The sequence below is a fragment of the Pseudomonas sp. AIG genome (genome assembly GCF_977020205.1).
On record NZ_CDROCK010000040.1, the window covers coordinates 1 to 25,529 of the forward strand.

The window sequence follows — 25,529 nt, forward strand, 5'->3', positions numbered from 1 at the left end:
GCCCGGATCGATCCCGCAGCGAAGGAACCCCGAGCCCCAGCGAGCGGGCCGCACGTAGGAGCAAGCGTTTTTTTGCTTACTTTTTTAGGCGTTTGTAAAAAAAGTGAGTCGCCGTCAGGGCGAAACCCTAAGCCGCCGTTACCGAAGAAACGGATATACACACCGAACAACCACAACATGGTCGGCCCAGAGGCCGCCAAGACAACCCCAAGCCAGAAATGTTAGCGTGCTTGGTATCAAGCCCGAACAAGAGCCAAAAACGATGAAAAAGACTGTCCTGGCCTTCAGCCGCATCACCCCGCCCATGATCGAACGCCTGCAACAAGAATTCGACGTCATCGTCCCCAACCCAAAAGCCGGCGACATCAACGCCCAATTCAACGAAGCCCTGCCCCACGCCCACGGCCTCATCGGCGTCGGCCGCAAACTCGGCCGCGCCCAACTCGAAACAGCAACAAAACTGGAAGTGGTCTCAAGCGTCTCCGTCGGCTACGACAACTACGACCTCGCCTACTTCAACGAACGCGGGATCATGCTCACCAACACCCCCGACGTGCTCACCGAAAGCACCGCCGACCTCGCCTTCGCCCTGATCATGAGCAGCGCTCGCCGCGTCGCCGAACTCGACGCCTGGACCAAGGCCGGCCAATGGCAAGCCAGCGTCGGCGCGCCGCTGTTCGGCTGCGACGTCCACGGCAAAACCCTCGGCATCGTCGGCATGGGCAACATTGGCGCGGCCGTCGCCCGCCGTGGCCGCTTCGGCTTCAACATGCCAATCATCTACAGCGGCAACAGCCGCAAGACCGAACTGGAGCAGGAACTCGGCGCGCAATTTCGCAGCCTCGATCAACTGCTCGCCGAAGCCGACTTCGTCTGCCTGGTGGTGCCGCTCAGCGACAAGACCCGCCACTTGATCAGCCACCGCGAACTGGCCCTGATGAAGCCCGACGCCATCCTGGTGAACATCTCTCGCGGCCCGGTCGTCGACGAGCCGGCCTTGATCGAGGCCTTGCAAGCCAAGCGCATTCGTGGCGCCGGCCTTGATGTATACGAAAAAGAACCGCTGGCCGAGTCGCCGCTGTTCCAGCTCAGCAATGCCGTGACTTTGCCGCACATCGGCTCCGCGACAAATGAAACCCGCGAAGCCATGGCCAATCGCGCATTGGCCAACCTGCGCAGCGCCCTGCTCGGCGAACGCCCGCAGGATCTGGTCAACCCACAAGTCTGGCGCGGGTGAACTAACGGGCAAGTGCAACATCGCACTTGCCCTTTAGTGACTGCCATACATAACTTGAAATTGAACAACAAACAAAATTAAACAACAGCATTATAAGCTCTGCCTGTCTGTCGAATATTCGACAACCGCTATGGAGAGCTAATACCTTGAACACCCTGACCACCGACAAACTCATTCGTTACAGCAAAGTCATATTGATGGCTTACATCAGTTTCTTTGGCCTGCTGGTGATGATTCACAACTTCACCGACTACAACTCGAACTACACCTACGTCGCGCACATCCTGAGCATGGACACCACGACCGCCAGTGCAAACATCAAATACCGCGCCATAGAATCGCCGATGATTCATCACCGCATCTATTGGTTCATCATCACGCTGGAAGTCACCTATACCGTGCTGTGCCTGATTGGCACGTATCAGCTATATCGCCACATCAATGCATCCGCAGACGTATTCCACGAAGCAAAAAAGTTCTCGATCATGGGCATACTCGCGGCCATCTTCATTTATTACGTGTGCCTGCAAACGGTGGGTGTGGAATGGTTTGACATGGACACTTCGCAGTCATGGAATGCCAAGGATTGGGCACGGCATATCGTTGACTTCATATTCCCGGTGATGATTTACATCACCTTGAAAGTCGAGCGCTGAAGTTCAGCGCTGGTTGCTTTCAAGCCAACTTCCCCTGTACCGGCGCCGCGACTGTTTTCGGTTTACGAAACACCAGCACATTGCCCAGCATCACCAAGACCAGACCGACCAGCGCCGGCGCTGTCCACTGATAACCCTCAGCAAACGCCGAGACGTTCAGCGCCACCACCGGAAACAGCACGGTGCAGTAAGCCGCACGCTCCGGGCCCATGCGCCCGACCAGCGTCAGATAAGCAGTAAAGCCGATCACCGAACCCGGGATCACCAGATACAGCAACGCACCGACGTAACGCGGGCTCCAGTCCATGTCGAACGGAATGCCTTTGACCAGGCACCACACCGACAACATCGCCGCGCCGTAAGCCATGCCCCAGGCATTGGTGGTCAATGGTTTGAGACCGGCCTTCTGCTGCAGGCTCGAGAGCATGTTGCCCGCCGAGAAACACAACGTGCCGCACAACGCCAGGCCGAGACCGAGCAAGGTTTGTGGGCTGGCCTGATGCCCGGCCAGTTCCGGCCAGAACAACATGCCCAGGCCGAACAGGCCCAACGCCCCGCCCATCAGCACATTGCGTGCAATGCGCTGGCCGAAAAACACCCGGGCATTCAGCGCGTTCCACAGTGTGGCCGTGGAGAACACCACCGCGACCAGTCCGCTGGGGATCCACTGACTGGCGGTCAGGAAGCACATGAAGTTGACGCAGAACAGACACAAACCCTGAGCCACGCAGATCAAATGCCCACGGCGGTTCATCGGTTGCAGGCGACGGCTGAGCAGCAACAACGCAAACAGCACCAGCGCGGCGAGGCCGAAGCGATAGACGATCGATGCGGGAATCGCCACCACGCCCAGTTGCCATTTCAAGGCAATCCACGTGGTGCCCCAGATCAGCACGGTCAGCAAGTACAACGACAGGTTCATGGCACACACTCCTCGATAGGCCTTGAGTGTCTGCCCGCACATGCCTTGCGCGCTTGCAGATTCTTGCGCTTTTGTCGGGCGGCAGGCTGGCAGCGCGGCGCCTACGGAGTAGGATGCAAGGCGTTGAAGAGAACCGCACATGGCCGCCATCGATACCCTGCAAGTCTTTCAAGCGTTAAACAGCTCGCCGAATGCACGCCTGGTGCACAGCGCCGAGCTTGGAGACGGCTTGTCTGCCGCTTTGTGGACCAACCACCACGATGCCCAGGAATACGAAGCGCCCAGCCACCACACGCTGTCCTGCTACATCGCCGGCGGCACCGGCACGTTTCGTCGCGGTCAGCCTGGCCACAAGGGCGGGCCGGACAAACTGTGTATCCTGCCGGCCGATCATGAATCGGGATGGGTGATCAACGGCGATATCCGCCTGGCGCACCTGTATTTCAGCGCCGAACAATTCGCCCTCGGTTGCGTCACGTTGCTGGATCGCGAACCCCGAGAAATGCAACTGCGCGAGCAAACCTTTCTCGACGACCCGCAGCAGGCACAGCGCTTTCGGCAGCTGCTGACGCTGAATTGGGATGAACCCGCCGAACGCTTGCTGACCAGCAGCCTCGCCCATGAATTGATCAGCCACACCTTGCTCAGCCAGGTCGGCGCACGTCAGGGTTTGCGCTTGAAGGGCGGACTGGCGCCGCATCAGCGTCGGCAATTGGTGGAGTTCATCGACAGTCAGTTGGCCGAGCCGATCAGCCTCGGACAATTGGCCGGGTTGTGTGCGCTGTCGGAATACCACTTTGCGCGGATGTTCCGCACAAGTTTCGGCCTGCCGCCACATCAATATGTGCTGGCGCGGCGCTTGAGTCGGGCACGGGAATTGTTGCGCGGGACGGCGTTGCCGCTGGGCGAGATTGCGCTGGCGTGCGGGTTTGCCAGCGCCAGTCATTTCACTAATCGATTCAAGCAGGTGTTGGGCGGGACGCCGGGCGAGTATCGGCAGGCGTTTTTGCGTTGAACCCTTTTCCCCTCACCCCAGCCCTCTCCCGGAGGGAGAGGGGGCCGATTGGGGGATGCTCAAGCTTTACACCGACTTGAAAGTGCTTTTCTGAATCCATAATCGATTCGATTCTTCAGGTCGACGTATCGCGCAAGACACCTCGGTCAGTCCCCTCTCCCTCCGGGAGAGGGTTAGGGTGAGGGGCTTTTGATCTTGCCTTAAAACTCCAGGGTGCTGGACAACGAAACCTGCCGCGCATCCCCCATCGATACAAAGAACCGGCTCGCCGCCGACGTGTAGTAAGTGCGATCAAACAGGTTCTTCACATTGAGCTGAAACTTGACCTTCTGCCCTTCGACCTTGGTGTCGTAAGTGGCAAACGCGTCGGCCACGGTGTAGCTCGGCAGGTCAAAATCATTCACCGCGTTACCGGCACGTTCACCGACATAACGCGCCCCCGCGCCGACGCGCAATTGATCGCCACCGATCACACTGCCAAAGTCATACACCGCCGACAACGAGCCGGAGTTCTTCGCCACGTTTTGCAAGCGCTTGCCTTTGTAGTCCGGGTCTTCCGTCACTTCGGCATCGGTATAGGCATAGCTGCCAATCATGCTCCAGTGATCGCTCAACTGACCGGTCAGGTCCATTTCCAGACCGCGCGAACGCACCTCACCGGCCGCGCTGTAGATCGTCGTCGGGCCTTCGGAATTGGCCACCAGCACGTTGCGTTTCTTGATGTCGAACAACGCAATGTTGCCGGTCACACGCCCCGGCAGATCCAGGCGCGCACCGAGCTCCCACGACTTGGCTTCTTCCGGTACGATGCTGCCGTCGAGCACGGTGCTGCTGCCGCTCAGCGGGGCGATGGTCGAGTTGGGTTTGAACGATTCGGTGTAGCTGCCGTAGAACGACAAGGCGTCCGTGTAGCGATACACCAGACCGGCGCGCGGGACGAACTTCTGGCCGTTGCTGTCGGTGTTGGCCTTGAACGGCACGCCTTTGCCGGCGTACTGGTCGTACTCCTGGAAGCGCCCGCCGGCGACCAGAATCCACTGGTCGTTGAGGTGAATCGAGTCCTGCATGAACACCGAATCGCTGCGCAGTTCATCGGTCTGCGCACTATCGGGAGCGCTGACCGTCGTACCGGCGACTTCGCGGCCATACACCGGATTGAGGTAACTGAAGGTGGTCAGGCTTTTCTGCCGGATCAGGTCCTCGCGGTAGATCTTGCGGTACTCGTCATCAACGCCGAAAACGAGGTCATGCTGCATGCCCAGCACGTTGACCTTGCCTTCGAGACTGGCGGTGGTGAAACGGTCAGTGCTGATCGCGTTCTGGGTGCCGTCCATGCTGCGGGTCAGCGTGCCTTTTTTGGTGTCGATGGCGGTCACGCGGACTTGGCTGGCGTCGTAGGTTTCGCGGTTCCAGCTGTAGCCGAAGTGCGCTTTCCAGTCGTCGTTGAGTTCGTGATCGGCTTCAAAGTGATACAGATCCGAACGGCCTTCCATGTTGTTGAACGGTTCGTCCAGACGCTCCTTGCGCGAGATGTCCAGCGGATGATTGGTGCGCGGATCGATCAGCGTGCCACGGTCGAACGGCGTGAGAAATTCGCGGTGTTCGTAGGCGAACAACAGCTTGGTGCTCTCGCCGAACCAGGCCAGCGACGGGGCGATCAGGGTTTCACGGTGGGTGCCGAAGTTGCGCCAGTAATCTTCGTCTTCGTGATCGAGCACCATGCGGTAGGCCAGCCCGGAATCGCCCAACGGGCCGGTGCTGTCGAGGCTGCCGCCGCTACCGTTCTTGCCCTCGCCGTAGGTTGAGCCGCGTAAGGTCAGGGCGTTGTACTGCGTCAGTTCGGGTTTCTTGCTGACCAGGTTGACCACGCCGCCCGGGTCTTGAATGCCGTACAGCAACGAAGCCGGGCCTTTGAGCACTTCGACACGATCAACGGTGGCGTTCATGCCACGGCCCTGCACGATCGGCATGCCGTCGCGCATGATCGAGCCGTTGCGGTTGTCACCGAAACCGCGGGTCATCACCGAATCCTGAGTGCTGCCCAAGGTGTTGCCCTGAGTGATGCCGCTGACATTGGCCAATGCATCATCGAGATTGCGTGGTGCCTGATCGCGGATCACTTGCGCCGGGATGACGTTGACGGTCTGCGGGATTTCCTGCAACGACGCCGAAGAACGCATCACCGAACTGGTTTCCGGCGGCTGATAGCTCATCGATTCGTCGCGCAGCGAAGTGATGGTGGTGGCACCGAGGTTCAGCGCGCCTTCAGTCGGTTTTGGCTCCAGCGCCAGCGTGTGGCTATCGGTGCGGCGGAAGTTGAGGCCAGAGCCACTGAGCAAGCGTTGCAGTGCCTGTTCGGCACTCATCTGGCCATTGACTGCCGGCGCGGTGAGGCCGTACGGCGCTTCGTCGGTGTACACCACACTCTGCCCGGTGACGCGGCTGAAGTCGCTCAAGGCTTGCGGCAGCGGTTTAGCGGCCAGGGAAAAATTGAACTGCTTTTGCGCCTGGCTGCTGACGGCTTCAGCGGCCAGAGAAACGCTTATCGGCAGCAATGCCAATGCCGAAAAACTCAATGCCGACACGCTTAACCACTGTTTGACCGAACCCGACTTTGCCCTGGACTTCATGACTCAATGACCTGTGTAGAACCGCAACGGATGCGAATGACTCGCAGTTTCAGTCACTACACGGATGGGGCTTGGGTTTACCTCACCAACATTTGAAAATTATTTTTTGTGGTGTTCGATCGGGCGCCATCGCGAGCAGGCTCACTCCTACATTTGGAATGCGTTCCCTTGTAGGAGTGAGCCTGCTCGCGATGGCTTTAGCGCCTCAACGCAAAATAATCAGATGCCCCAACACCTGATGCTGCTCAAACCCCAACACCCCTTGCAGGGAACTGAGCACCGCGTGTGGATCCTTGCTCGGAAAACTGCCACTGACCTTGCGCGCCGCCAGTTCATCGTTGAGCAACACAATCCGCCCCGGGTAATAACGCCGCAGATCCTCGACCACATCGCCCAGCGTCGACTTGTAATAAGTCAGCCAGCCCTGACGCCAGGCCAGTTGCGCTTCGCTGTCCACCGCGTGAAGCTTTTGCGCTGTGCCTTCGCCGTAAGCAATCTGCTGACCAGCGGTGAGAATCTGCTGTTCGCCGCCGCGATCCGCCGTCACCCCAACGCGTCCGGACAACACCGTGACCTGCGCACCATGCGGTTGCAGTCGCACTTCGAACTGCGTCCCGAGCACTCGCGCCTGACCTTTCTCGGCCTCGACCACAAACGGCTCGCCGGTGTGCGTAACCGTGAAAAACCCGGCACCACGACGCAACTGAACATGCCGTTCGCCCCGACTGAAATCCACGGCAATCGCACTGTCAGCATCCAGCGTGACTTGCGACTGATCGGCCAGGGTCACGGTGCGGATCTCGCCGGGCGCCGAGACATAATCGGCACCCAGATCATCGATCCAGCGTTGCGGCTGCCACCCGCTGCCGAGGCTGACCATCAGCAACAGACACGCCGCCATCGCCAGCGCCCCCGACCATCGCAGCAGCGCTGGACGGCGCGGGCGATCCATCGCATCGAGATAGCCCTGCAATGCCAAGGCCTCTTCATCGGCCAGCGTGCGCGCCGGGCCTTCGCTCAACTCCCAGAGCACTTGCGCCTGCGCATAGGCCTCGGCATGCGCCGGATCCGCCCGCAGCCATTGGCTGAAGGTCAATTGATCGCCCGCACTCGGCCGATCATGCAACAGGCTCAGCCACGCAAACGCGGCCTGCTCTTGCGCGGGCGTCGGGATGATCGAATCGGATCGGTTCACGGTGCTTTCCCTGGCAGGCGTGGCGCGGGTTCGCGCAGGCTGGCCTTGCAGGCCTCGAGGGCGCGCATCATATGTTTTTCCACGGCACTTTGGGACAAACCCATGGCTTTGGCGATGTCCGCGTACTTGCGGCCGTGAATGCGATTGAGCAAAAAGATCTGCCGGGTACGCTCGGGCAAGGCGCGCAACGCCGCTTCGACATGCTTCAGATCATTGCCCGCTTCCAGCGCCGCTTGCGGTTCGCTGCCGTGGCTGTCCGGCGCGTCCGGTTGCCAGCCTTCGTTGACCCGCGTGCGCGTGCCTTCGCTGCGCAAATGGTCGATGGCGATGTTGCCCGCGCAACGCAACAGATAAGTACTGAGCTCTTCGACCTGCACCAGCGGCCGCCGCCAGAAACGCAGAAACAGGTCCTGCACCAGGTCCGCCGCCGTCGCCCGGCAACCGACGCGGCGGTTCACCAGCGCCTCCATCTGCGAACGCTGGGACAGAAAAACCTGGAGAAAATGCGCACGCGCACCGCGCGGCTCGTCGTCGCGGGAGTCCGGCGGCAGACCGATCAGCACGTCAGCACTGCGCCCATGCGGCAACCGGACTGGCCAGCAGACTGACCCCGGCCAGTGCCAACGCCAGACGCGGGCGATACGGCAGCAGTAATACCAACGCCAGGGCGCTGAGCATCAGCACGGCGAACCAGTCGACCAGACCGAAGCTCCAGCCGTTGGAGGTCACCGCCGCCCACAGCGACAAACCCAGCAGCAACCAGCCCCCCAGCATCAAGCCCTGACGGCGTCGAGGCGAAGGTTTACAGCCGAGCAGTTCATCGTGGTGTCGAGGCATCGACAGACACAACGCGGTGAATCCGGCGTAAGTGAGCAACAGTGCCAGCAGCATCAGTTCGTCCCTTGCTCAAGAATGATCGGCCGGGCCTTTTCGGGACGGGGCTTTTTTACGCTGACCGTGCTGGCGGCGCGGTGCATTTTCCACGCGGCCCAAGCGAGGAAGAAACCTGTTGCGAAGCACGTCAGATCAAAACCGGCCAACGCCCAATCACCCTGCATCAGACTGACGGCGAGATTCCAAGGGGTGGTCAGTGCATTGATCAGCGGCATCGCAACAAACAATGCGGCGCTCAAGGTGAGTTGCTCAACCCAGGCCTTTCGTCCCGGACGCAGCAGCGCGTGCAGCACACTCAGAGCCCAAGCGATAAAGAACGCATTCACTTCCCAATCTGCGCGTTCGGCGAAGCTCACTGGCAACAGACGATTGGCCAGGAAGAACACCGCCACCGCAGACACCAGCCCGGCCATGCTGGCGATGTTCAGTACTTCCACCAGTCGCAGTTCGAACGGCATCACGCCGCTCTTGGCATGTTTGAGTTGGCGCTTGCCCAGCCAGATCACCAGCCCGGTGCCGATCATCGCCGTACCCGCCAGCCCGCAGATGAAGTACAGCCAGCGCAACACTGGCCCGGCAAAATTGCCCATGTGCAAACCGTAGAACGCGCCACCCACCGCCATCGCCATCGGCTGTTCCGGTGTACTGCCGAGTATCTGTCCGGTCACACCGTTGAAGGTCACGGCCCTGCCGAAATCATGCACGACACTGTCGCCGGCACGGGCCAGCACCACCGTGGCATTGGCGTCCCCCGGATTGCTCACCGACAGGCGCGCCGTGTGGCCGCCCGACCATTGCTCGCTGGCCTTGCTCAACAGGGGCGCCAGCGCCGCCAATGGCGCAGCGATATCGGCACGTTCCGGGGTTTTCGAGGCGGGGAAAACCTCGTCATAAAATTTGCGCACGTCACTGCCGTATGAAGCGACGATGCTCGCCGGCATGACCATCGACATGAAAATCACCAGACTGCTATAGGTGATCATCAAGTGAAACGGCAGCACCAGCACACCCACCGCGTTATGCCCGTCGAGCCAGGAACGCTGGCCCTTGCGCGGGCGGAAAGTGAAGAAGTCCTTGAAGATTTTCTTGTGGGTGATGATCCCGGTGATCAGCGCGACGAACATCACCATCGCGGCAATCGTCGCCAGCCAGCGGCCCCACGGATAAGGCATTTGCAACTGGAAGTGGAAACGGTAGAAGAACTCACCGCCCATGCTTTCGCGGCCCTGCACTTCGGCGCCGGTCAGGGCGTCGAGGGTTTTCGCTTCGAAACGCCCGCGCTCGCCTGGCTTCGCCGGCGCGGGTTGCCAGCGCACGGTCATGCCGGGATCCCGGGCATCGGGCAAATCGATCAGCCAGCGCGAGGCGCCCGCCGCGTGTTGTTGCAGATAATCCTGGGCCAGCGTCAGGCTCGTCTCGGGGCTTACCGATCGCGCAGGGATTTCCGGCTGCATCCAGTGGCTGATTTCATCTTTGAAATAAGCCAGCGTCCCGGTCAGAAAAATCGCGAACAGCAACCAGCCGAACAGCAGTCCGGTCCAGGTGTGCAGCCAGGCCATTGCCTGACGAAAGCCCTCTTTCATGCCAGCCCCAATCCACGTGCCGCGCCGGAAATGGTCGCCAGAATCACGCTCGGCACCAGCAAACCGACCCAGGCCGACCACGCCGTACGACAGGCGAAACACCAGAGCACGGCCACCAGATAGACCAGAAAGGAAATGGTCATGCCGGTCACCACCGCTTCGGCGCGGCTCAACGGCAGCCACAGCGTCAGGGTGACACTGGCCAGCGCCGCCACGAGATAGCCGCCAAACACCGCGGCCAGCACCCGTGAGGTGACGGCCAGACGATAGGACATGGGAAGTGTGGCGAGTTTGCCTTTCATGTTTCGACCCTGAAACGAAAACGTCCGGCCGAGCAGCCGAACCTTGAGGCGAGCAATATTAATGATAAATATTCTCATACGCAAAAGCATCTGATTGCCGGTTGAGCGTTTCGCCCTCTACAATGCGAACAGTTCTTGTTCTCTAACGTACTCTCTACCGCGTCAAGAAAGCGCCCGGAGTCCACCGTTGTCGTCCGCCCATCCCGTCGAATCGCTCTATCAGGCTCATCACAGCTGGCTGACTGGCTGGCTACGGCGCAAACTCGGCTGCCCGGACAGCGCGGCGGACCTGGCGCAGGACACATTCATCAAGGTGCTGACCGCCCGCGAGCCGCCGGTGATGATCGAGCCGCGCGCCTTTCTGACGACGTTGGCCAAGCGCGTTCTGTTCAATCATTACCGCCGTCAGGATCTGGAGCGCGCCTACCTCGACACCTTGGCGCAGATGCCGGACAGGGTCGCGCCGTCGGAAGAGGACAAGGCGATCATCCTGCAAACCCTGCTCGAGCTGGACGAGTTGCTCGACGGCTTGCCGCGTCAGGTCAAACGCGCCTTTTTGCTGGCGCAGGTCGATGGCCTGACTTATCCACAGATTGCCGCCGAACTCGGCATCTCCGTGGCCACCGTCAAACGTCATCTGAACAAAGCGGCGATGCGCTGCTACTTCGCCCTATGAACCGCGCGCCGGATTTCTCCTCACAGGTGGCGGAACAAGCCGTGCACTGGCTGATGGAAATGCAGCAAGGCGCGCTGACTCCGCGCCAGCAACAGGCCTGGCAGCAATGGCTGGACGCGCACAGCGAACACCGTCGGGCGTGGGAACACATTCAGCGGGTCAACCAACGGTTGCGCGGTGTGTCTTCGCCACTGGCGCACGCGGCGTTGAACGGGCCGAAGTCCGGCAGTCGTCGTCAGGCACTGAAACTGCTGCTGATTCTTGGCGCGGGCTCGGCGGTCACCTGGGGCATGCGCGAGCACAATCCTGTGCCGTCGCTGCTCGCCGATTACCGCAGCCCGCTGGGGCAGCGACGCAAAGTTTCCCTGGGTGGCGGTGATAAGTTGCAACTCAATACCGCCAGTGCCGTGGACGTCGACAGTGCGCAGCGATTGATCCGCTTGCTCGAAGGCGAAATTCTCCTGACGGCCGCGCAATATTTCGAAGTGCACACGGCTCAGGGCCTTCTGAAAGCTCAGGGCGCGCGCCTCAATGTGCGCCAGTTTGCCGATCGCACGCAGATTGCGCTGTTCGAAGGTCGCGTCGAACTGAGCGGTGATGGACGCGCGCCGATGTTGCTGCCGGTCGCGCGTCAGTTGAGTTTTACCTCGACATCGGTCAGCGAGGCCAAACCGCTGGATGCCAACAGCGGCGCCTGGGCCGACGGCATGCTGGTAGCGGCGCACATGCGCCTGGGCGACTTCCTTGAGGAACTGGGTCGCTACCGTCGCGGCCAGCTCAATTGCGACCGGAACGTTGCCGACCTGTTGATTTCCGGAACTTACCCGCTGGACGACAGCGAGCGGATTCTTGATCTGCTGGAAATCAGTTTGCCGGTGAAGGTGAGGCGCTTTACCCGCTACTGGGTGACTGTCGAAGCGCGGGTTTGAAAAAACTCAAAAATAAATGAGCCGTTTTTCAGATCTGGCGTGACAGAGAAGGAAAGCCCCCTTGATTCCACCTTCTCAGGATCATCCACATGCACCCCACTTGCCTCACGCCACTGGCCCGCAGCCTGCGCAATCTTGTCCTCGGTGCCAGCCTGAGTTTCAGCGCCCTGCCCGCCGCGCTGGCCGCCGATGCCAAGGCCTATCACATCGCGCCGTCGTCACTGGAAAACGCCCTCAACCAGTTTGGCCGTGAAGCCGGGGTCTTGATCTCGTTCGGTTCACAAGTCACCAGCGGTGTGCAAAGCCGTGGTCTGGAGGGCAGTTACACCGCTGAACAAGGTTTGAATGCGTTGCTCGAAGGCACCGGTTTACAAGCGCGCGCCGAGGGCAACAATGCGTTCAGCCTGCAACCGGTGGCGGACGCCGCGCTGGAACTGGACACCTCGACAGTCGTCGGCGACTGGCTCGGCGACGCTGCGCAAATCAATGTGTTCGAACATCCCGGCGCCCGCGATGTGATCCGCCGCGAAGAATTTGAACGCCAAGGCGCGACTCAGGCGCGTGACGTGCTCAACCGCATCCCCGGCGTCAACGCTCCGGAAAACAACGGCACCGGCAGCCATGACATGGCGCTGAACTTCGGCATTCGCGGCTTGAATCCGCGCCTGGCCGCGCGCTCGACGGTGTTGATGGACGGCATTCCAGTGCCGTTCGCGCCTTATGGCCAACCGCAGCTATCGTTCGCGCCAATCAGCATGGGCAACATGGATGCCGTGGACGTGGTGCGCGGCGGTGGCGCCGTGCGTTACGGCCCGCAGAACGTCGGTGGTGTGGTCAACTTCGTGACCCGGGCGATTCCCGACGAGCCAACGGTCAAGGGTGGCTTCCAGACGGAAACCAGCCCATCCTCGAGCCATGACGGCTTCAAGACCAGCGCCAACCTGCTGGCCGGCGGCACCAATGCCAATGGCCTCGGCGGTGCGTTGCTCTACTCCGGCACTCGCGGTGGTGACTGGCGTGAACACAGCGACACCGAGATCGACGACCTGATTCTCAAGGGCAAATACCAGCTCGACGAAGCCAACAGCTTCAACGCTATGGCTCAGTATTACGAAGGCAAGGCTGACATGCCCGGTGGTCTGAACGTTGCCGATTACGACGCCGATCCGTATCAGTCGACGCGGCCGAAAGACCAGTTCTGGGGTCGACGCACGATGTTCAATTTCGGTTATCGCTATCAGGAAGATCGCCGCGAATTCACCGCCAACACCTTCTTCACCAAGACCCTGCGCAGCGGTTATCTCGATCAGGGCACGTTCCTTTCGCTGTCGCCGCGCGAGTATTGGGTGCGCGGTCTGGAAACCCGTTTCGCCCAAGGATTCGACCTCGGCCCGACCAGCCATGAAGTCGGCGTCGGCTACCGCTACATCAACGAGGCTGGTCACGAACTGCGTTATCGCACGCCGATCAGCAGCAACGAATACCCGACCACGGCCAGCCGCAACGACCGCGACACCCGTGGCGGCACCGAGGCCAATGCGTTCTTCGTCGACGACCGCATCGACATCGGCAAATGGACCATCACCCCTGGCGTGCGTTACGAGATGATCGAATCGCAGCAGACCAACAACCTCACCGACGTCAAATACAAGGGCGACTACAACACCGCGCTGCCGGCGTTGAACGTGCTTTATCACCTGACTGACAGCTGGAACCTGTACGCCAACACCGAAGGCTCGTTCGGCAGCGTGCAATACAGCCAGATGCCCAACCGCGTAACCAGCGGCGAAGTGAAACCGGAAAAGGCCCGCACCTGGGAACTCGGCACGCGCTATGACAACGGTGCGTTGCGTGCGGAAATCGGCGCGTTCCTGATCAACTTCGACAACCAGTACGAAAGTAACCAGACCAACGATTCGGTGATTGCCCGTGGCGAAACCCGCCATCAAGGGATCGAGACCAGCGTCAATTACGCGCTGGATGACTTGAGCCCGGCGCTGGCCGGTTTTGATGTCTACGCCACTTACGCCTATGTCGACGCGAGCATCCGCGAAGACGGGCCGAACAAAGGCAATCGCGTGCCGTTCTCCTCGAAGCACAAAGGCACGATTGGCGTCGGTTACACCGAAGGCCCTTGGAAGTTGAATCTGGATAGCAGCTTCCAGAGCGATCAGTTCGCCGACAACGCCAACACCTCGAAAGAAAGTGCTGACGGCAGCACTGGCAAGATCCCGGGCTACATGCTGTTCAGCAGCCGCGCGGGGTATGACTTCGGGCCACAGTTGTCGGATCTTAATGTAGCGGTGGGGGTGAAGAACATCTTCAACACGCAGTACTTCACGCGTTCGTTTGATGACAACAACAAGGGTAAGTATGTGGGGGAGCCGCGGACGGTTTATGTGCAGACTTCTGTGGCGTTCTGATGATTGAAAAGCCCCTCATCGGAACGCCGCCCGCCTAGCCCTCTCCCTGAGGGAGAGGGACTGATTGGGGGATGCTTGCGAGGTACGCCGACCTGATTCTGCTTTGCCGAATCCATAATCGACTCGACCTGAAACCACTTGCCGAATCTATAATCGACTCGGTCTGAAATTGCTTTGCTGAATCCATAATCGACTCGGTCTTTCAGGTCGATGTACAACGCCAGACACCTCGGTCGGCCCCCTCTCCCTCCGGGAGAGGGCTGGGGTGAGGGTCAGCGGGTCATGGTCTACAGTAAAACTTCAAACCCACTTCACAAGGATCGTGAAGCATGCAAACTCGCCCCACCCTCGCCCGGTTCGCCCGCCAGTTACGCGTCAACCAAACCGACTGCGAACACCTGCTCTGGCAAAAGCTCCGCTCCCGCCAAATCGCCAATCTGAAATTTCGTCGGCAGTTTCCGTGTCCGCCTTACGTGCTGGATTTTTATTGTGCGGAGTTGAAGCTGGCGATTGAGCTGGATGGTGGGCAGCACTATGAAAAGCAGGGATTGACGTACGACCAGCGCCGAACAAACCATCTGTACCAGCAAGGCATTCACGTCATACGTTTCAGCAACCTGGAAATACTTCAGCAGATGGATGACGTGTTGGAGCAGATCTTACGAATTGCGTCAGCTCGAAGATTGCCCTCACCCTAACCCTCTCCCAGAGGGAGAGGGAACTGACCGGGGGATGCTTCAGAAATACATCGACGTGAAAGTATTAGGCCGAATCCATAATCGACTCGGTCTCTCAGGTCGACGTACCTCTTCAGACACCCCGGTCGGCCCTCTCCCGGAGAGTGGGGGTACTGATTGCGGGATGCTTCAGAAATACATCGACCTGAAAGTATTAGGCCGAATCCATAATCGACTCGGTCTCTCAGGTCGACGTACCTCTTCAGACACCCCGGTCGGCCCTCTCCCGGAGAGCGGGGGTACTGATTGCGAGATGCTTCAGAAATACATCGACCTGAAAGTGTTGCTTCGAATCCATAATCGACTCGGTCTTTCAGGTCGATGTACAACGCCAGACAGCTCGGTCGGCCCCCTCTCCCGGAGGGAGAGGGCTGGGGTGAGGGGCCGCGCTCTTATGCCCTGCGCAAAAACCTCCACAAACAAAAAGGGGCCTGCATTCGCAGGCCCCTTCTCATGGGGTGGCTTATGAAATCAGCGTATCAACTGTTGATCGCTGCCTGTTCATTCTCAAGGAATTCTTCCTCCAGCAGAGCATCATTCGCCTTGCTAAATGGCACGATGGCGGCGCGTGGTTTACCTCGCAGTTTGCCGAAAAGGTGTTCCAGTGCGTGCTCGAGTTTTTCGGCAGCGCCGTCGATCGCCTGTTCCAGCGAATCGGCCTTGTGGGTCACGGAAATCGGTTGATGGCCTTTTGGCCGCGCTTCCAGTTGGCAGCGCATGTCATGGGGACCTGGTTTGTCACCGTTCTCGTCGGCCAGATGGACTTCGACGCGGGTCAGGTCTTCTTCATAACGTTCGAGCGTGCTCTCAATGGTTGTACGTACCCACTCCTCCAGTCGTTGACTACTTTGAATATGGTTATCGCTGTTGACTTGGATTTGCATAGTTCATCCCTTATTTCAGCTAGCTCGTGAGAGGCCTTGAGTTGAATTTCCTGACCTCCTGGTTACAACAATCGGCCCGACTGGCGAACATTTCAACCCCTGAAAAAAGATAAATATTCATTCGCAAAAAAAGCCGGACAACCGAGCAAAGCACTGGTAAGGTCGGGAGTTGGGTCGCCTCGCAACCTTGCAAAATTCGCTCACAATTGCCCGTCATTCAACGGGTGCAAGCTACGAAATATCCCCGCCTCCTCGACCAGCCAATCATGCACCGCCCGCACGCCCGGATGGCTCAATGCCCCCGGCGCATACAGCAGCACGTAGCGTTTATGGTTGGGCACCGACAGGCCAAACGGCACAATCAATGTCCCTCGCTCCAGTTCATCGTTGAGCAATGTCCGTCGGGCAATCGCCACGCCCATGCCGGCAATCGCCGCTTCGATGGTCAGGTGATTGCGATTGAACGTGTGCCCGCGCCGTACGTCGGCGCCTTCAAAGCCAATCGCGTTTAAATAGAATTCCCACTCCGCGTATTCGTAGCTGCCACGCCAGGCAGTGATGTCGTGCAACAGCGGAAAATGCACCAGATCCGCCGGCCCGTGCAGCGGCGGGCGCCCGCGCAACAGGCTCGGTGCGCATACCGGAAAAATCTGCTCGTCAAGCAAGGCTGTGGATAACAATCCCGGGTAGCTGCCGTCGTTCAAATCGATCGCCAGATCAAAGTCGCCTTCGTGTAATGGCACGCTGCTGTCCTCGGCAACCAGCCGTAACTGAATGTCCGGATAGCGCTGTTGCAGGCGCGGCAAACGCGGCGTCAGCCATTTGCTGAGAAACGACGGAATCGAGCGCACACGCAAAATCCCGCTGATCATTCCGGCATCGAGTCGACGCAATTCCGCATCAATGCTGCCATACGCCTCGTTGACGGTAATCGCCAGCCGCTGCCCTTCCGCACTCAGTTCTACACCGCGCGCGCGTCGATGAAACAGTCGAAAGCCGAGGCGCTCTTCCAGTTGCCGAATCTGTTGGCTGACCGCCCCCGGGGTGATGTGCAGTTCTTCGGCACAACGGGTGAACGACAGGTGCCGCGCGGCACAGGAAAACACCTGCAGCCAGACATAGGTCTGGGCATGCAATTGACGACTCATTGTTTAGTCCTGCTAAAGGCTTACTTAGGAAGTTTCGTTAGTCACGTAGGACCGAGGTAGGCAGTATCGCCGACATTGCGCTTGTCCTACAAAAAATGGCAGCGATTCCTACTCCATTGCTTGTAAGGGTTTAGCATGGCTATCAGTGTTTTCGATCTATTCAAAGTCGGCATCGGCCCGTCCAGTTCCCACACTGTCGGCCCGATGCGGGCGGCAGCGACCTTCGCTCAAGCGCTGATTGATCAGCATTTGTTGAACGATGTACGCCGCGTGGAAATCCGTTTATACGGCTCGCTGTCGGCGACTGGCGTCGGTCACGCCACCGACCGCGCCACGGTCATGGGCCTGATGGGCGAATGGCCGGACAGCATCGATCCGGCGACCATCGATCCCCGCATCCAGCACCTGCGCGAGACAGGCCAACTGTCCCTCGCCGGGCAAAGAGAAATTGCCTTCAACTGGCATGAAGATCTCCTACTGTTGGACGAGAGCCTGCCCTACCACCCCAACGCCATGTCCCTGATAGCCTTTGGCGAAACCGCCGAGTTGTTCGAGCAGACGTACTACTCGGTTGGCGGCGGTTTCATCATCGAAGCGGCAGAGGCCGAGTCCGGTGTGGCGCCGGCCGGTGAGGTGGTGTTGCCATACGATTTCTCCAGCGCTGCCGAACTGCTGGCGCTGTGCAAACAGCACAACCTGCGCGTGTCCGAACTGATGATGGCCAACGAGCGCGCCTGGCGCAGCGACGCAGAAATCCGTCAGGGCCTGCTGCATATCTGGTCGGTGATGCGCGAGTGCGTCGAACAAGGCCTGCGCCACGAAGGCATCCTGCCCGGCGGTCTGAATGTGCCGCGCCGCGCTGCGAAACTGCATCGCAGCCTGCTGGAGATCGGCAAGCCAAACGTCATCAGTTCAACGCTGTCGGCGATGGAATGGGTCAACCTGTTCGCCCTCGCCGTCAACGAAGAAAACGCGGCCGGCGGGCGCATGGTCACCGCGCCGACCAACGGTGCAGCCGGGATCATTCCGGCGGTGCTGCACTACTACATGAAATTCAATCCCGAAGCGTCTGACGATGATGTGATCGCTTTCTTCCTGGGCGCGGCCGCCGTCGGCATTCTGTGTAAGAAAAATGCCTCGATCTCCGGCGCCGAAGTCGGTTGTCAGGGCGAAGTCGGTTCGGCCTGCGCCATGGCCGCTGCCGGCCTGGCCGACGTACTCGGCGCGACCCCGGAGCAACTGGAAAACGCCGCTGAAATCGGCCTGGAACACAATCTTGGTCTGACCTGCGACCCGGTCGGTGGCCTCGTGCAAGTGCCGTGCATCGAGCGCAACGCCATCGCCGCCGTGAAGGCGATCAACGCCACGCAAATGGCCCTGCGCGGCGACGGCAAACACTTCATTTCCCTCGACCGGGTGATCCGCACCATGCGCGATACCGGCGCCGACATGCACGACAAATACAAAGAAACTTCACGGGGCGGCCTGGCGGTGAGCTGGGTGGAATGCTGAGGCGCATTCCTTGACCGTCCCGGCAGACCGCACCCGACGGTCTGCCAACCGTGAGCCCGAGCAAAAATAATAACGAGGCGATACCGATGACCGATGTACGTACACCTGCTGCCGAAAATCCCGCTGTAGATCGCACACGCAATGCAGAAACGGCCCACACGGGCTGGAGTAAATTCGACACCACCTGGATGCTTGGCCTGTACGGCACGGCTATCGGTGCAGGGACTTTGTTTCTGCCAATCAACGCCGGTGTAGGCGGTTTTTGGCCGTTGCTGATTCTGGCTGTACTGGCCTTCCCGATGACGTTTTTTGCTCACCGTGGCCTGACCCGTTTTGTCTTGTCCGGGCGTTCCGGGGACATCACCGAAGTGGTCGAAGAACACTTCGGCATCGGTGCCGGCAAGCTGATCACGCTGCTGTATTTCTTTGCGATCTTCCCGATCCTGCTGGTCTACAGCGTGGCGCTGACCAACACCCTGAGCAGTTTCCTCGAACACCAGTTGCACATCGCCCCGCCGCCTCGGGCGATCCTTTCGCTAGCGCTGATCCTCGGTTTGATGGCGATTGTGCGCTGCGGTCAAAGGGTGATCGTCAAAGCCATGAGCGTGCTGGTTTATCCGTTTGTCGCAGCGTTGCTGCTGCTTGCGCTCAGCCTGATTCCAAACTGGAACGGCGCATTTTTCGCCAGTGCTCAAGAAGCCATGCCAATGTCCGCTTTCTTCAAGACAATGTGGCTGGCGATCCCGGTGATGATATTTTCGTTCAACCATTCGCCGATCATTTCCGCGTTCGCGGTTGAGCAGAAACAGCGCTACGGCGAGCAGGCCGAACGCAAAAGCAGCGGCATCCTCGCCATGGCCCACGGCATGATGGTGGTGACGGTGATGTTCTTCTGCTTCAGCTGTGTGCTGGCGTTATCGCCGGCCGATCTGGCAGCGGCCAAGGCGCAGAACATTTCCATCCTGTCGTACCTGGCCAACCATTTCCAGACGCCCGTCATCGCTTACGCCGCGCCGTTGATTGCGCTGGTGGCGATCACTAAATCCTTCCTCGGCCACTACATCGGCGCCAGTGAAGGCTTCCAGGGCATGATCGTCAAAAGCCTGCGCAGCCGTGGCCGGGTGATGTCGGCGAGCTGGCTGAACCGCGCAACTGCCGTGTTCATGATCCTCAGTTGCTGGGCCGTGGCAACCTTCAACCCGAGCATCCTCGGCATGATCGAAACGCTCGGCGGGCCGGTGATTGCCTGCCTGTTGTTCCTGATGCCGATGTACGCCATCCGCCGAGTGCCAGCCTTGCGCCAGTACTCGGGCCAGGCGTCCAACGTGTTTGTGGTGCTGATCGGCCTGATTGCACTGTCAGCGATCATCTACTCGGTTCTGCCCTGAAAACGGGCTGTTAAAGAAGGCGAGCCAAGCGGCTCGCCTTTTTTATGCCCGTGTTCATTGTTCGACCATTTTCCCGGCACAGCCCTTGCTACATACCTGTAGGAGCCGTCGCAGGCTGCCAACATGAGTCAAAAGTACAGGACACGGAATGGCCGGTGATCCGGTTTGGCGAACCAAGCCGATCACGGCCGGTCAACAACTGCACGTTCAATCAGGCGGTGACGCATCATGGACAATCCTTTTCAGATCATTACCGATGCCTTCGCGCCGGACTATCAGATCAACCTGAGCATTCAGGGCCTGGACGGCAGCATCATGCTGACCCTGTCCAACAGCGGCCACATCGTGGCCAAACGCATGATCAGCGCCGAACAGCGCAACGACCCGGCGCGGCTCAAGCGTCTGGTGCAAAGTATTCAATTCGGCATTGCCATCGAACAGGGCCACAGCGCCATGGCAATTCTCGAAGCGATGACCAGCGGCGACGGACTGACCCCGCCACCGCCACGCATTGTCGGCCAGCCTCAACCTGCAGCCGGGCTTTAAAGCTCGCCCTTCTCGACTTCCGGATGCTCGCTGGAACCGGCGCCAAGTTTGCGCTGCGGTTTCTCGATCTTCACCGAAGGAAATTGTGACGAGGCGTAACGCACCACCAGAATCGAGAACGCCAACAGCAGAATCCCGCCGCACAGGTAGATGATGCCCATGTCCGGCGGGTTGTGGTGCGAGACGTTGGAGATCAGCAAACGGGTCAGCGCAGTGATCGCGACGTAGATCAGGAAGCGCACCGGCATGTGGTTGGTCTTGAAGTAAATCCCGACCATCGCCCCCAGTTCCAGATAGATGAACAGCAACAGAATGTCATCGATCTTGATGTGGCCTTCCTCGAGCATCCCGAGAAACTCCATCACCGCCGCCCACGCCGTTACCGCACCAATGGCGAACAACGCCAGATAGTGGAAGGTTTCGACGAACAGGTTGCCCAGCGACTCGGCCAGTTGATGCACGTTTTGCCGCAGTTTCTCGGCCCAGTTGATTTTCACGATGATGTTCCTTAGCCCGATTCGAGCGGATGATGCGTGTTGGACGTGACGGTTTTCTGCACGTAACGGTTTTCATGCAGAAAAGAGGCCACGCCATCATGGCGAGCCGCCGCCAAACCCGCGCCGTGGCGTTTGGTCGCACCGCTGTGCTTTTGTGGGAGCGAGCCTGCTCGCGAATGCAGCGACACGGTCTCCCTGACAAACCCGAAATCCGGTCTACATTGAAAAGCCACTACCCATGGCGCAGGGATTCGCTTATCCTTTTCGCTGTATATGGATACAGTAGTCGTCAAGACAACTTAATGTGAAGGCATGTGAGGTGGTGAATGGCCGTCGAAGTGGTATACCGCAGCAGCCGAGATCTGGAGCGCTTGTTCATGGATAAAGCCGAAGCTGACCGTCATGACAAAATGCTCGAACTGGCCGAATATCTGGCCGATGTGCTGCAAAAAGCCGTTCCGTCCCTGACTGAACAGCAAGTGGAAGAAGCCGGGATCTACATGGCGAAGAATCGCGATGTGTTTGCCCGGGCATTCAAGAGCCAGCCGGATGCTCTGTCCGAGTTGCTCAATGCACCGGCCGAGCCTGCTGAACAAGCTGAGGGGGCAGAACCTGCTGAAGCGCCGGCCAAGCCAGCCAAAGTGGCAAAAGCCGCGAAGTAATCAGCGCCCCTTGAAAGATCGTCCGAAGGCTCGGGCCGCGATCGGACGATCTTTTGCGTTTCAGCGATACAAAACTTTCTCCGCCAACTCATCCGCCACCCGCGCCGGCGAACGCTTCTCCGCCTGCGCATGAGCAAACACCTCGGTCAGCCGAGAACTGATTTTCGACAGATGCGCAGTAATCGTCGGCAACTCCTCACCACGATGTTTCAGCGAGACGTAAATCAACCCACCCGCATTGATCACATAGTCCGGCGCATACAGAATCCCGCGCCGCTCCAGTTGATCAGCCACATCCAGGTGCGTCAGTTGATTGTTCGCCGAACCCGCCACTGCCGAACAACGCAGCTGGGTGACCGTGTGACTGTTGAGCACCCCGCCCAGACCGCAGGGTGCCAGTATGTCGCACGGCGTACTGAGCAATGCGTCGTTGGCGATCGGGTGAGCGTTGAGCTGCTCCATCGCCAGTTGCACCTTGCCATGGTCGATATCGCTGACCAGCAATTCCGCCCCGGCCGCGTGCAACTGCTCGGCCAAGGCAAAACCGACATTGCCCAAGCCCTGAATGGCGATGCGCAAGCCTTCGAGGTTGTCACTGCCCAACCGTGCCATGGCCGTTGCGCGAATCCCGGCGAATACGCCCATCGCCGCGTGCGGTGCAGGGTCGCCGGCAGACGTTGTGCTGGTGACATGCTGGGTCTGCTGGGCGATGCAGTCCATATCCGCCACCGAGGTGCCGCTGTCGATCGCAGTGATGTAGCGGCCGTCGAGTTGATTGATGCACCGGCCGAATGCCTCAAACAACGCGCCACGGTTTTCCACATGGGCCGGACGCACGATCACCGCCACACCACCGCCCTGCTCAAGGCCCGCCAGCGCGGCTTTGTAACTCATGCCCTGTGCGAGGCGAATGGCGTCCTCGACGGCCGATTCATCATTGGGATAGGCAAGATAACGACACCCGCCCAAGGCTGGCCCGAGGCGACTGTTGTGGATGGCAATGACCGCCTTCAACCCGGAGACCGGGTCAACGCTAAGGTGCAGCGATTCCAGGCGAGTGCTTTGCATGAGCGCAAACATCGTTGGGCTCCCGAATCACTTCTTGTAGAACGCCAGTATAGGCTTGCGCCCGAAAATTGCTGGAGTGCACCGGAATAAGCCGCCGCGCCGACAACGGCTTTGGGGAATAACCTGACACCCGTGCAGCGGGACACTGGACGAATGACACGGACGGGGCTAAAACGAGGCATTCCCCGGAGATTTCGATGAGTCCGCGCCAACGTTTTTTCGAATGCCTGCACCGTTCACCGCCCGCGCTGCTGGAAGCCGCGTTATGGATGGCGGCCGAGCACGAAAAAGCGGTCGATCCGGAAGCACTCCTGCAAGACTTCAAAGACTTGCAACAACGGGTCAGTTACGGTTTGCCGATGCTGCCGGTGAGTGAACTGGCGCAACCGTTGTTACGCCGCATGACCGATCTGGGCTTTGCCCAGGACGATTTTCTGCCGCTGCGGCCGCAGGCTGCGCTGTTGCACAAAGTCTTGCAGACCCGACGCGGCCAGCCGCTGACATTGGCGCTGATTGCCCTGGAATTGGCGCGGGGTCTGGAGATTCCTCTGGTCGGCGTCAACTTTCCCGGACACTTTCTGCTACGGGTGCCCGGCGCTGATCACCTGCTTGATCCGTGCGGCGGACGGCGTTTGTACCCCAACGATTGTCGCGAGTTGTTGCAACGTCAATACGGGCCGAACATGAAGCTCAACGCCGAGCATCTGTTGACCGCGTCGCCGGTACAGATGCTTCAGCGCCTGTCGCGCAACCTGCGGCAGTTGCACCTGACGCATGATGACTTTATTGCCGCGCTGATCGACGCCGAACGCGTGCTCGAACTGGGCGACGCCGCTGCCGCCGATTACCTGGCCCGCGCCAGCCTGTACCAACGGCTCGACTGCCCGAACGCTGAACGCTTCGATCTGGAGCGCGCGTTGTTGCTGAGTGATGACCCGATCCAGCGCCTGCGCCTGACTGAACGCCTCAGCCACCTGCCGCCCAACTCCGTCGTCCACTGAAAACGCTCGCGATAGCGGTGTGTCAGGCAACGAATGTACTGACAGAAACACCGCCTTCGCGAGCAAGCTCGCTCCCACAGGTTTGGTGTGGACCTAAATTATCGGCTCGGCACACATCACTGTGGGAGCGAGCTTGCTCGCGAAGCAGACGGCGCGGTCTTTCAGTTAAACCGCGTTATCGTTCTTCGCTAGCAGGCTAGCTCCCACAGGAGATTGCGCTGTGTCGGTGGGCGAACGCACCTGAATAATCAGCAACGCGGCGATGACCGCCGGAATCGCGCAGAAGAAGAAAATCTGCGCCACCGGAATGTGCATCGCCAGCAGCAGGCTGCCGAACAGCGGTCCGAGAATCGAACCGAAGCGCCCCACGCCCAATGCCCAACCGGTACCCGTCGCACGCACATGCGCCGGGTAGAAGTTACTGGCAAACGCATTCAGCGTCAGTTGCCCGCCGATGATGCAGAAACCAGCGGCGAAGACACAGGCCACCAGATATCGCGGATTGTCGTGGTTGAGCCCGAGCAGAATCGTGCACAGCGCGGCCCCCGTCAGCACGCCGGACAGCAAGCGCACCTTGCGTTTCAGGCGATCAGCGAACCAGGCCATGCCGATCGCGCCCAAGGTGCCGGCGAACAGAAACATCGACGCCACCAGATTGGCTTCGTTGAGTTTCAGGCCGCTTTCCAGCAACAGCGTTGGCAACCAGCTGATCATGAAATACAGCAAAATAAGGCTGACAAAAAACGTCGCCCAGATCAGCAAGGTCGGCCGCGCGTAGCCATTGCGGAACAACTCGACCACGGTCAGTTTGCTGCCCTGCTCGCGCTCGTTCTGCTCCAGGGTTGCGGCCGGTGGTTGCCAGTCCGGCAACATCCGCGCGGTGACTTTGCGCAATCGCGCATACGGCGGTGCATCACGCAGCAGGCGTGGCAAGGATTCAGGCAGCATCCACCAGAGAAACGGAAACAGCAGCAACGGCGTGACACCACCGGCGAGGAACACCGCTTGCCAGCCGAACTGGTCGATGAACCCGGCGGCAACAAAACCACCCGCCGCCCCACCAAACGAAAAGCCACACGCCGCCAGCGTCACCATCAAGGTGCGCAAACGCGGTGGTGAGTATTCCGACATCAACGCCATCGCACTGGGCATCGCCCCGCCCATGCCGATGCCGCAGATGAAGCGCGCGATCATCAGCGTATTGAGCGAGTCGGCGAAGACCATCAGCACGGTCAGCGTGGCGTAGATCAGTACGCAGGCGAGCAGAATCCGGCGCACGCCAAAGCGGTCAGCCAGCGGCGTGACCGCCAGTGAACCGAGGGTGAGGCCGAGCAGGTTGGCGCTGAAAACAGGCCCGAACGCAGACTTTTCCAGGCCCCAATCCTGTGCCAGCGCGGGCACCACATAACCGAGCACTTGGGCGTCATAGCCGTCGGTAACCAGCAGCAAGGCGAGCAGGATCAAGAGCAACCACTGATAGCGGGACACCGGACGGGCGTCGAGTGCCGCGCGGAAGCTGGCAATCTGGTTATGCATCGCAAGGTACCTGTTTTGTTTTTATGATTATGTGAACGGCGATAATCCTTTGTAGGAGTGAGCCTGCTCGCGATAGCGGTGGGTCAGT

Annotated in this window: 23 protein-coding genes and 1 pseudogene; 12 read left to right on the forward strand and 12 right to left on the reverse strand. The window is 59.7% G+C overall.

All coding sequences use genetic code 11. The annotated features are described in order from the left end of the window. The first annotated feature begins 262 nt into the window (after positions 1–262). Both ACWR1S_RS21205 and ACWR1S_RS21210 read left to right on the forward strand, forming a co-directional pair. Entirely contained in the window at positions 263–1,237 is a 975-nt protein-coding gene (locus ACWR1S_RS21205) for a 2-hydroxyacid dehydrogenase (RefSeq protein WP_454564848.1), read from the forward strand. Between the two features lie 146 nt (positions 1,238–1,383). Further along, positions 1,384–1,893, forward strand: coding sequence for a DUF2165 family protein (locus ACWR1S_RS21210; RefSeq protein ID WP_454564849.1), 510 nt, complete (start codon positions 1,384–1,386; stop codon positions 1,891–1,893). Positions 1,894–1,912: 19 nt separating this feature from the next. Here the strand turns inward: ACWR1S_RS21210 and ACWR1S_RS21215 are convergent, their stop codons facing one another. Beyond that, positions 1,913–2,815: a DMT family transporter gene (locus tag ACWR1S_RS21215; RefSeq protein ID WP_454564850.1), complete on the reverse strand. Its 903-nt coding sequence runs from the start codon at positions 2,813–2,815 to the stop codon at positions 1,913–1,915. A gap of 139 nt (positions 2,816–2,954) precedes the next feature. Between ACWR1S_RS21215 and ACWR1S_RS21220 the strand changes: the two genes are divergently transcribed. Next, the gene (locus ACWR1S_RS21220) at positions 2,955–3,830 is read left to right on the forward strand and encodes a helix-turn-helix domain-containing protein (protein ID WP_454564851.1); all 876 of its coding nucleotides are present in this window, start codon (positions 2,955–2,957) and stop codon (positions 3,828–3,830) included. Positions 3,831–4,030: 200 nt separating this feature from the next. On the opposite strand, the gene ACWR1S_RS21225 is transcribed toward ACWR1S_RS21220, so the two are convergent. From ACWR1S_RS21225 to ACWR1S_RS21250, 6 genes are all read right to left on the reverse strand, one after another. Continuing rightward, positions 4,031–6,460: a TonB-dependent siderophore receptor gene (locus tag ACWR1S_RS21225; RefSeq protein WP_454564852.1), complete on the reverse strand. Its 2,430-nt coding sequence runs from the start codon at positions 6,458–6,460 to the stop codon at positions 4,031–4,033. A 205-nt stretch (positions 6,461–6,665) separates the two neighbouring features. Then, entirely contained in the window at positions 6,666–7,655 is a 990-nt protein-coding gene (locus tag ACWR1S_RS21230; protein WP_454564853.1) for a FecR family protein, read from the reverse strand. Then, positions 7,652–8,218 (reverse strand): RNA polymerase sigma factor, encoded by a 567-nt coding sequence (locus ACWR1S_RS21235; protein WP_137219291.1) that lies wholly within the window; start codon positions 8,216–8,218, stop codon positions 7,652–7,654. Before ACWR1S_RS21235 ends, ACWR1S_RS21230 begins: the two co-directional genes overlap by 4 nt. A 1-nt stretch (position 8,219) precedes the next feature. Next, entirely contained in the window at positions 8,220–8,546 is a 327-nt protein-coding gene (locus tag ACWR1S_RS21240; protein ID WP_454564854.1) for a DUF3325 domain-containing protein, read from the reverse strand. Next, positions 8,546–10,132 carry a PepSY-associated TM helix domain-containing protein gene (locus tag ACWR1S_RS21245; RefSeq protein WP_454564855.1) on the reverse strand — a complete coding sequence of 529 codons (1,587 nt, stop codon included), beginning with the start codon at positions 10,130–10,132 and terminating at the stop codon, positions 8,546–8,548. Before ACWR1S_RS21245 ends, ACWR1S_RS21240 begins: the two co-directional genes overlap by 1 nt. Continuing rightward, positions 10,129–10,434, reverse strand: coding sequence for a DUF3649 domain-containing protein (locus ACWR1S_RS21250; RefSeq protein WP_016986986.1), 306 nt, complete (start codon positions 10,432–10,434; stop codon positions 10,129–10,131). Before ACWR1S_RS21250 ends, ACWR1S_RS21245 begins: the two co-directional genes overlap by 4 nt. A 187-nt stretch (positions 10,435–10,621) precedes the next feature. Here ACWR1S_RS21250 and ACWR1S_RS21255 point away from each other — a divergent pair, with 187 nt between their 5' ends. The 4 genes from ACWR1S_RS21255 to ACWR1S_RS21270 all read left to right on the forward strand — a co-directional run bounded on the left by ACWR1S_RS21255 (position 10,622) and on the right by ACWR1S_RS21270 (position 15,160). After that, positions 10,622–11,110: a sigma-70 family RNA polymerase sigma factor gene (locus ACWR1S_RS21255; RefSeq protein ID WP_454564856.1), complete on the forward strand. Its 489-nt coding sequence runs from the start codon at positions 10,622–10,624 to the stop codon at positions 11,108–11,110. Continuing rightward, the gene (locus ACWR1S_RS21260; RefSeq protein WP_454564857.1) at positions 11,107–12,039 is read left to right on the forward strand and encodes a DUF4880 domain-containing protein; all 933 of its coding nucleotides are present in this window, start codon (positions 11,107–11,109) and stop codon (positions 12,037–12,039) included. The genes ACWR1S_RS21255 and ACWR1S_RS21260 overlap by 4 nt, the downstream gene beginning before the upstream one ends. A gap of 89 nt (positions 12,040–12,128) precedes the next feature. Further along, complete coding sequence (fecA, locus tag ACWR1S_RS21265) at positions 12,129–14,462, forward strand: TonB-dependent Fe(3+) dicitrate receptor FecA (RefSeq protein WP_454564858.1); 2,334 nt, start codon at positions 12,129–12,131, stop codon at positions 14,460–14,462. Positions 14,463–14,791: 329 nt separating this feature from the next. After that, on the forward strand, positions 14,792–15,160 hold the full coding sequence (locus ACWR1S_RS21270; RefSeq protein WP_454564859.1) for an endonuclease domain-containing protein: 369 nt from the start codon (positions 14,792–14,794) through the stop codon (positions 15,158–15,160). A 518-nt stretch (positions 15,161–15,678) separates the two neighbouring features. Here the strand turns inward: ACWR1S_RS21270 and ACWR1S_RS21275 are convergent. Further along, the gene (locus ACWR1S_RS21275) at positions 15,679–16,083 is read right to left on the reverse strand and encodes an HPF/RaiA family ribosome-associated protein (protein WP_454564860.1); all 405 of its coding nucleotides are present in this window, start codon (positions 16,081–16,083) and stop codon (positions 15,679–15,681) included. Between the two features lie 200 nt (positions 16,084–16,283). Beyond that, positions 16,284–17,231, reverse strand: coding sequence for a LysR substrate-binding domain-containing protein (locus ACWR1S_RS21280; protein WP_007914183.1), 948 nt, complete (start codon positions 17,229–17,231; stop codon positions 16,284–16,286). Between the two features lie 135 nt (positions 17,232–17,366). On the opposite strand from ACWR1S_RS21280, the gene ACWR1S_RS21285 reads away from it, so the two are divergent. From ACWR1S_RS21285 to ACWR1S_RS21295, 3 genes are all read left to right on the forward strand, one after another. Beyond that, positions 17,367–18,743: an L-serine ammonia-lyase gene (locus ACWR1S_RS21285; RefSeq protein ID WP_454564861.1), complete on the forward strand. Its 1,377-nt coding sequence runs from the start codon at positions 17,367–17,369 to the stop codon at positions 18,741–18,743. Between the two features lie 86 nt (positions 18,744–18,829). After that, on the forward strand, positions 18,830–20,131 hold the full coding sequence (locus ACWR1S_RS21290; RefSeq protein WP_454564862.1) for a serine/threonine transporter: 1,302 nt from the start codon (positions 18,830–18,832) through the stop codon (positions 20,129–20,131). Positions 20,132–20,359: 228 nt separating this feature from the next. Further along, complete coding sequence (locus tag ACWR1S_RS21295; RefSeq protein WP_454564863.1) at positions 20,360–20,677, forward strand: DUF3509 domain-containing protein; 318 nt, start codon at positions 20,360–20,362, stop codon at positions 20,675–20,677. Here ACWR1S_RS21295 and ACWR1S_RS21300 read toward each other — a convergent pair. After that, the gene (locus ACWR1S_RS21300) at positions 20,674–21,174 is read right to left on the reverse strand and encodes a phosphate-starvation-inducible protein PsiE (RefSeq protein ID WP_026000737.1); all 501 of its coding nucleotides are present in this window, start codon (positions 21,172–21,174) and stop codon (positions 20,674–20,676) included. The genes ACWR1S_RS21295 and ACWR1S_RS21300 overlap by 4 nt on opposite strands. A gap of 326 nt (positions 21,175–21,500) precedes the next feature. On the opposite strand from ACWR1S_RS21300, the pseudogene ACWR1S_RS21305 reads away from it, so the two are divergent. Beyond that, positions 21,501–21,755 (forward strand): annotated as a pseudogene (locus tag ACWR1S_RS21305) (YebG family protein); the annotation flags it as partial. A 141-nt stretch (positions 21,756–21,896) separates the two neighbouring features. On the opposite strand, the gene ACWR1S_RS21310 reads toward ACWR1S_RS21305, so the two are convergent. Continuing rightward, positions 21,897–22,916, reverse strand: coding sequence for a Glu/Leu/Phe/Val dehydrogenase dimerization domain-containing protein (locus ACWR1S_RS21310; RefSeq protein ID WP_454564864.1), 1,020 nt, complete (start codon positions 22,914–22,916; stop codon positions 21,897–21,899). A gap of 185 nt (positions 22,917–23,101) precedes the next feature. On the opposite strand from ACWR1S_RS21310, the gene ACWR1S_RS21315 reads away from it, so the two are divergent. Beyond that, positions 23,102–23,905, forward strand: a complete 804-nt coding sequence (locus tag ACWR1S_RS21315) for a SirB1 family protein (RefSeq protein ID WP_454564865.1) — start codon at positions 23,102–23,104, stop codon at positions 23,903–23,905. 165 nt (positions 23,906–24,070) lie between these two features. Here the strand turns inward: ACWR1S_RS21315 and ACWR1S_RS21320 are convergent, their stop codons facing one another. Continuing rightward, positions 24,071–25,441: an MFS transporter gene (locus ACWR1S_RS21320; protein WP_454564866.1), complete on the reverse strand. Its 1,371-nt coding sequence runs from the start codon at positions 25,439–25,441 to the stop codon at positions 24,071–24,073. Positions 25,442–25,529: the final 88 nt, after the last annotated feature.

Coding starts and splice junctions, on each gene's coding strand:
- ACWR1S_RS21240 (WP_454564854.1), bottom strand. CDS start 8,546: ATGCTGCTGGCACTGTTGCTCACTTACGCCGGATTCACCGCGTTGTGT.
- ACWR1S_RS21315 (WP_454564865.1), top strand. CDS start 23,102: ATGAGTCCGCGCCAACGTTTTTTCGAATGCCTGCACCGTTCACCGCCC.
- ACWR1S_RS21290 (WP_454564862.1), top strand. CDS start 18,830: ATGACCGATGTACGTACACCTGCTGCCGAAAATCCCGCTGTAGATCGC.
- ACWR1S_RS21250 (WP_016986986.1), bottom strand. CDS start 10,434: ATGAAAGGCAAACTCGCCACACTTCCCATGTCCTATCGTCTGGCCGTC.
- ACWR1S_RS21220 (WP_454564851.1), top strand. CDS start 2,955: ATGGCCGCCATCGATACCCTGCAAGTCTTTCAAGCGTTAAACAGCTCG.
- ACWR1S_RS21260 (WP_454564857.1), top strand. CDS start 11,107: ATGAACCGCGCGCCGGATTTCTCCTCACAGGTGGCGGAACAAGCCGTG.
- ACWR1S_RS21275 (WP_454564860.1), bottom strand. CDS start 16,083: ATGCAAATCCAAGTCAACAGCGATAACCATATTCAAAGTAGTCAACGA.
- fecA (WP_454564858.1), top strand. CDS start 12,129: ATGCACCCCACTTGCCTCACGCCACTGGCCCGCAGCCTGCGCAATCTT.
- ACWR1S_RS21245 (WP_454564855.1), bottom strand. CDS start 10,132: ATGAAAGAGGGCTTTCGTCAGGCAATGGCCTGGCTGCACACCTGGACC.
- ACWR1S_RS21205 (WP_454564848.1), top strand. CDS start 263: ATGAAAAAGACTGTCCTGGCCTTCAGCCGCATCACCCCGCCCATGATC.
- ACWR1S_RS21270 (WP_454564859.1), top strand. CDS start 14,792: ATGCAAACTCGCCCCACCCTCGCCCGGTTCGCCCGCCAGTTACGCGTC.
- ACWR1S_RS21225 (WP_454564852.1), bottom strand. CDS start 6,460: ATGAAGTCCAGGGCAAAGTCGGGTTCGGTCAAACAGTGGTTAAGCGTG.
- ACWR1S_RS21320 (WP_454564866.1), bottom strand. CDS start 25,441: ATGCATAACCAGATTGCCAGCTTCCGCGCGGCACTCGACGCCCGTCCG.
- ACWR1S_RS21280 (WP_007914183.1), bottom strand. CDS start 17,231: ATGAGTCGTCAATTGCATGCCCAGACCTATGTCTGGCTGCAGGTGTTT.
- ACWR1S_RS21295 (WP_454564863.1), top strand. CDS start 20,360: ATGGACAATCCTTTTCAGATCATTACCGATGCCTTCGCGCCGGACTAT.
- ACWR1S_RS21285 (WP_454564861.1), top strand. CDS start 17,367: ATGGCTATCAGTGTTTTCGATCTATTCAAAGTCGGCATCGGCCCGTCC.
- ACWR1S_RS21310 (WP_454564864.1), bottom strand. CDS start 22,916: ATGTTTGCGCTCATGCAAAGCACTCGCCTGGAATCGCTGCACCTTAGC.
- ACWR1S_RS21215 (WP_454564850.1), bottom strand. CDS start 2,815: ATGAACCTGTCGTTGTACTTGCTGACCGTGCTGATCTGGGGCACCACG.